Genomic DNA, 5,717 nt, shown 5'->3' on the forward strand with positions numbered 1-5,717 from the left:
CCCATGTTGCCGGAGTTGTTGAACATCATCGGTGGCAGGAAGGTTTTCAGGTTCAGCTTCAGCAGCTTGGCCACCGGATACAGAATCACACCAGAACCCAGAACCACCACTGTGGTGGCGAGGGCCAGCCAACCGTATTCCTGCCTAATAATCTAATAAAAATAAAAAAAGAAGAATTATTGAAAAACAATAAAGAAATAGAAAATATAACAAATGAAATGTTGAATCTTAAGGAAGAGATATCTAAATTTACTAATTTAAAAGAAAAACAGGACAAAGATTTTGCAATGCTGAAAAATGAAAAAGATATTCTAATGGAAGACTATTATTTTCAACAGGATAAATTAAATAATATAAATGAAGAAATAAACGAATTAGGGAAAGTTATAAATAATTGGGACTTAAAAGAAACTAAATATAGTGTTCAATTAGATAATATCCACTCTAAATTATTGGAAGACTACGAATTAGAATACAATGAGGCACTTGAATTGTGGATTGAGATAGATGATTTAGATAAAGCTAAGAATGAAGTTAACAAATTAAAGGGTAAAATTAAAAAAATAGGAACGGTAAATTTAAATTCTATTGAGGAATATAAAGTTGTAAAGAATAGATTTGAGTTTATATCTAAGCAACATGAAGATTTATTGCTAGCTAAAGAAAATCTGCATCAAGTTATTATGGATATGGAGTCCAAAATGAAAAATCAATTTTTATATAATTTTAATAAAATCAATGAAGAATTTAATGAAGTCTTTGCTACATTGTTTGATGGGGGTAAGGCTAGTTTAGTTTTAGAAGATGAAGAGGATATTTTGACTTGTGGAATAGAAATAAAGGCTCAACCTCCAGGGAAAAAGTTACAGAATCTTACCCTTTTATCAGGAGGAGAAAAGTCATTAACTGCTGTAGCTCTGTTATTTGCAATACTTAAGATAAAACCTACGCCATTCTGCATATTGGATGAAATTGATGCTGCTTTAGATGAAGCAAATATTAGTAGATATACCAATTATCTGAAAAATTTCTTTAGCAATACTCAATTTATTATGATAACCCATAGGAAAGGTACAATGGAAATGGCAGATGTACTATATGGAGTAACTATGGAAGAAGAAGGTATAAGCAAAATAGTATCTATCAAATTAACAGATAATGTAGAAGAAATAGCTAGTTAAGGAGGATTTGAATGTTCAAAAATATTTTTAAATGGAATAAAGAAGATAAAGAAAAGATAGAAAAAAAAGTAGATAATGAGTCCTTGTTGAAAAAGGACGAACAAGAAGATGAAGAGGAAAAGATAGAAAAGAAACCAACTTTGAGTTTCTTAGACAAGCTTAAAGCTGGTTTAGATAAAACTAGAAAAGGCATGACTGATAGGATAGATAGTATTCTTAAGTCTTATGGAAAAATTGACGAAGAATTATTTGATGATTTAGAAGAAATTTTAGTTACTGCCGATGTAGGGATAAATACTACAATGAAGATTACAGAAGGACTAAAAGAACGAGTGAAAAAAGAGAAAATTACTGAACCAAAAATGGTAAAAAAGTTATTAAAAGAAGAAATAAAAGAAATTATGAAAGAATCTGGGAAAAAAAATACTCTAAATATTAAACCATTGCCAGCAATAATATTAGTTGTAGGTGTAAATGGAGTTGGTAAAACCACTACAATTGGAAAGTTGGCTTATAACTTAAAAAAGGAAAGCAAAAAAGTAATTATTGCAGCAGGAGATACGTTTAGAGCTGCAGCTATAGAACAACTTGAAGAATGGAGTAATCGTTCAGGAGCAGATCTTATTAGCCATAGTGAAGGGGCGGATCCAGCAGCAGTAATTTATGATGGTATACAAGCGGCTAAAGCGCGGAAATCCGATATATTAATATGTGATACTGCTGGGAGACTTCATAATAAAAAGAATTTAATGAATGAATTAAATAAGATATTTCGCGTTGTAGAAGGAGAGTATCCAGAAGCAAAAAAAGAAGTTTTATTGGTTTTAGATGCTACTACTGGACAAAATGCAATTTCTCAGGCTAAAGTATTCAAGGAAGTTTGCGATATAACAGGTGTAGTGTTAACAAAATTAGATGGAACTGCAAAGGGTGGAGTTGTAATAGCCCTTCAGTCTGAACTAGGATTGCCAGTGAAATTAGTAGGAATTGGTGAAAAAATTGATGATTTACAACAATTCAACATTGATGATTTTGTTGAAGCAATTTTTAATAATTAAAATTATTTTTTATATTGACAAATAGATTAGGTTATACTAGAATAGTACTGTCAAGTAAAAAACTTGACAATACTATTTATTTGGTGATTTTATGTTTGAAAAGTTAGTAGAAGTAGGTATTTTATTTGATTTTTATGGTAAATTGTTAAGTGAAAGGCAGTTTACAGCTATTGAACTGTACTATGTTCATGATCTATCTTTAGCTGAAATAGGCGAAGAGCTAGGCATTAGCCGTCAAAGTGTATATGATACGCTGAAAAGAGCAGAGGAAAATTTATATGAGTATGAAAAAAACCTAGGATTAGTGAACAAATTTAAATATAGCATTGAAGAAATAGATAAAATATTCCAACTTATAGATACCATAGAAAAAGAATCTAAAAATATTGACAATCAAATAATGCTAAATAGTGTTAAAGACCTAAAGGAGATAATAAGAAAAATAATTGACAATAACCAGGAGGTCGTTAATTAATGGTTTTTGAATCTTTATCTGAAAAATTACAAAATGCATTGGGAAAATTAAAAGGGAAGGGAAAACTTTCAGAAAAAGATGTTGATTCAGCTATGAGAGAAGTAAGACTTGCCCTTCTAGAAGCAGATGTTAATTTTAAGGTTGTTAAGGACTTTGTAAAGAATATTAAAAAAAGAGCTATTGGATCAGAGGTAATGGAAAGTTTAACTCCTGGGCAACAAGTAATCAAAATTGTTAATGAAGAGTTGACTAAATTGATGGGAGAAAAAGAAACTAAACTAAATTTTGCCTCAACTCCTCCAACTGTTATTTTAATGTGTGGATTGCAAGGTGCTGGAAAAACTACCACAGCTGGAAAATTGGCTTATAATCTTAAAAAGCAAAATAAAAGACCTTTGTTAGTAGCTTGTGACGTATATCGTCCTGCAGCTATAAAACAGTTAGAGGTTGTTGGTGAAAAGGTTGATGTCCCCGTGTTTACTATGGGAGATAAAAATAATCCTGTAGATATTTCAAAAGCAGCTGTTGAGCATGGAAAAAGAAATGGTAATGACTGTATAATAATAGATACTGCTGGTAGGCTCCATATAGATGATGATTTAATGAATGAATTAGAAAATATTGATAATGCTGTATCTCCTCAAGAAATTTTATTAGTAGTTGATGCAATGACTGGTCAAGATGCAGTAAATGTAGCAGAAACTTTTAATAACAAACTTGAAATATCAGGAGTTGTACTTACAAAATTAGATGGGGATGCAAGAGGAGGAGCTGCTCTTTCAATTAGGGCAGTCACAGAAAAACCTATTAAATATATAGGTATGGGTGAAAAATTAGATCAGTTAGAGTCTTTTCATCCTGATAGAATGGCTTCTAGAATATTGGGAATGGGCGATGTATTAAGCTTAATAGAAAAAGCCCAATCTTCCATTGATGAAAAGAAAGCATTAGAACTAGAAAGAAAGATTAGATCACAACAGTTTACATTTGATGATTTTTTGGATCAGATAGATCAAATGAAAAATTTAGGACCTCTGGATGAGCTTCTCGGAATGATACCTGGAATAAATTCCAAAGCTCTAAAAAATCTTGATGTAAATGAAAAAGATATTGTTAAAATTCAAGCTATTATTCAGTCTATGACTTCTGTAGAAAGAAATGATCCTTCTATTATAGATAGTAGGCGAAGAAAAAGGATAGCAAAAGGCAGTGGTACAACTGTACAAGATGTAAATAAACTGCTTAAGCAGTTTAAAGATACTAAAAAAATGATGAAAAGATTTACTGATATGGAAAAATCCATGAAGAAAAAAGGGAAATCAGGATTCCCCTTTTTCTAGATAGACATAAAATTTGAAGGAGGTGGAAAAATGGCTGTAAAGATCAGACTTAGAAGAATGGGTGCAAAGAAAAACCCTTTCTATAGAATAATTGTTGCTGATTCTCGAACCTCAAGAAATGGAAGATTTATCGAGGAAATTGGCTATTATAATCCATTAACTGAACCAAAAACAGTTAAGATAGATGATGAAAAAGCTACCCAATGGTTAAACAATGGAGCTAAACCTACTGATACTGTTGACAGATTGTTTAGAGAAAATGGCATATATGATAAGAATAAGGAAACCGATTCTGAAGAATAATCTCTAGGAGGTGCTAAAATGGGAGAATTAGTTGAGTTAATAGCTAAAGCACTTGTAGATAATCCTGATGATGTAGAAGTTAATGAAATAGAAGGAACCCAATCTGTTATAATTGAGTTAAAAGTAGCAGAAGAAGATATGGGTAAAATAATTGGGAAACAAGGTAGAATTGCAAAAGCTATTAGGACAGTGGTTAAGGCAGCTGCTATTAAAGAGAATAAAAGGGTAGTGGTGGAAATTATTCAATAATATGGTATTTTCTACCTGCAAAGGTAAAACTTCTAGGGTGCCTTTTAAGGTACCCTTTCTACTATAATTTGGTTGGTGAAAATATGGGTTATATTAAAGTTGGATGGATAATGAATACTCATGGCATTAAAGGAGAGCTTAAAGTATATCCTTTAACTGATGATGTCAATAGATTTAGTAGTTTAAATATAATTTATATAGGCGAAAATAAATATAAAGCTGAAGTTGAAAAAGTTAAGTATATTAATGGACTAGCAATTTTAAAATTGAAGGAATTTAACAATATAAATGATGTCCTCCGCTATAAAGAAGCATATATTTATATAGATGAAGATGATAAAGTTAAACTTCCTAAAAATCATTTCTTTATTTTTGATATCATAGATTGTACTGTCTATAATACCGAAGAAGAGAAAATCGGTATAGTTACTGATGTTATGAAATATGCAAGTAATGATGTATATGTAGTAAAGAACAATGAAAAAAATAAAGAATATCTAATACCTGCAGTAAAAGAATTTGTTGTAAGTATAGATATACTTAGTAAAAAGATAGTAATTGACCCTATTGAAGGAATGATAGTATGAAAATTGATATATTAACTTTATTTCCAGAGATATTTGATTTTTTGGGAAGTTGGAGTATTATAGGCAGAGCTATTGATAAGGGTTTAGTGTCTTTAAATAAAATAAATATTAGAGATTTTTCAGAAGATAAACATAAAAGGGTTGATGATTATCCCTTTGGTGGCGGTCCTGGTATGGTGATGAAACCTGAGCCTATTTATGAAGCAATAAAAAAGACTAAAATCGATAATTCTATGGTAATCTATTTATCACCCCAAGGAAAGGTTTACAATCAAAAACTAGCTAACTTGTTATCTAAACAGAAACATTTAATATTATTATGTGGTCATTATGAAGGTATAGATAATAGAATTGTAGAAAATTATGTTGATTTAGAAATTTCTATTGGAGACTATGTTTTAACAGGAGGAGAAATACCAGCTATGGTCTTAATAGAATCTATTATAAGATTGTTACCAGGTGCACTAAGTGGAGAAGAGTCCTTTAAAGATGAGTCTCATTATTATGGATTGTTAGAACACCCT

General features: G+C 30.7%; 7 protein-coding genes and 1 pseudogene. All 8 read left to right on the plus strand.

Annotated features, from left to right (window positions below; genetic code table 11):
- Positions 1 to 1,181: pseudogene (locus tag VK998_RS06390) on the plus strand (hypothetical protein); the annotation flags it as partial.
- A gap of 11 nt (positions 1,182 to 1,192) precedes the next feature.
- Entirely contained in the window at positions 1,193 to 2,239 is a 1,047-nt protein-coding gene (ftsY, locus tag VK998_RS06395) for a signal recognition particle-docking protein FtsY (RefSeq protein WP_325226688.1), read from the plus strand.
- Positions 2,240 to 2,330: 91 nt separating this feature from the next.
- On the plus strand, positions 2,331 to 2,714 hold the full coding sequence (gene ylxM, locus VK998_RS06400) for a YlxM family DNA-binding protein (protein ID WP_325226690.1): 384 nt from the start codon (positions 2,331 to 2,333) through the stop codon (positions 2,712 to 2,714).
- Complete coding sequence (gene ffh, locus VK998_RS06405) at positions 2,714 to 4,054, plus strand: signal recognition particle protein (protein ID WP_325226693.1); 1,341 nt, start codon at positions 2,714 to 2,716, stop codon at positions 4,052 to 4,054. Before ylxM ends, ffh begins: the two co-directional genes overlap by 1 nt.
- A gap of 30 nt (positions 4,055 to 4,084) precedes the next feature.
- Entirely contained in the window at positions 4,085 to 4,357 is a 273-nt protein-coding gene (gene rpsP, locus VK998_RS06410; protein WP_325226695.1) for a 30S ribosomal protein S16, read from the plus strand.
- A gap of 18 nt (positions 4,358 to 4,375) precedes the next feature.
- Positions 4,376 to 4,606 carry a KH domain-containing protein gene (locus VK998_RS06415; protein ID WP_325226697.1) on the plus strand — a complete coding sequence of 77 codons (231 nt, stop codon included), beginning with the start codon at positions 4,376 to 4,378 and terminating at the stop codon, positions 4,604 to 4,606.
- Between the two features lie 83 nt (positions 4,607 to 4,689).
- The gene (rimM, locus tag VK998_RS06420; protein ID WP_325226699.1) at positions 4,690 to 5,193 is read left to right on the plus strand and encodes a ribosome maturation factor RimM; all 504 of its coding nucleotides are present in this window, start codon (positions 4,690 to 4,692) and stop codon (positions 5,191 to 5,193) included.
- On the plus strand, positions 5,190 to 5,717 hold a 528-nt coding region (gene trmD, locus VK998_RS06425; RefSeq protein ID WP_325226701.1), incomplete at its 3' end, for a tRNA (guanosine(37)-N1)-methyltransferase TrmD. The genes rimM and trmD, both read left to right, overlap by 4 nt.

This window comes from Schnuerera sp., from assembly GCF_035459645.1.
In the GTDB taxonomy this organism is placed as follows: Bacteria; Bacillota; Clostridia; order Tissierellales; family Tepidimicrobiaceae; genus Schnuerera.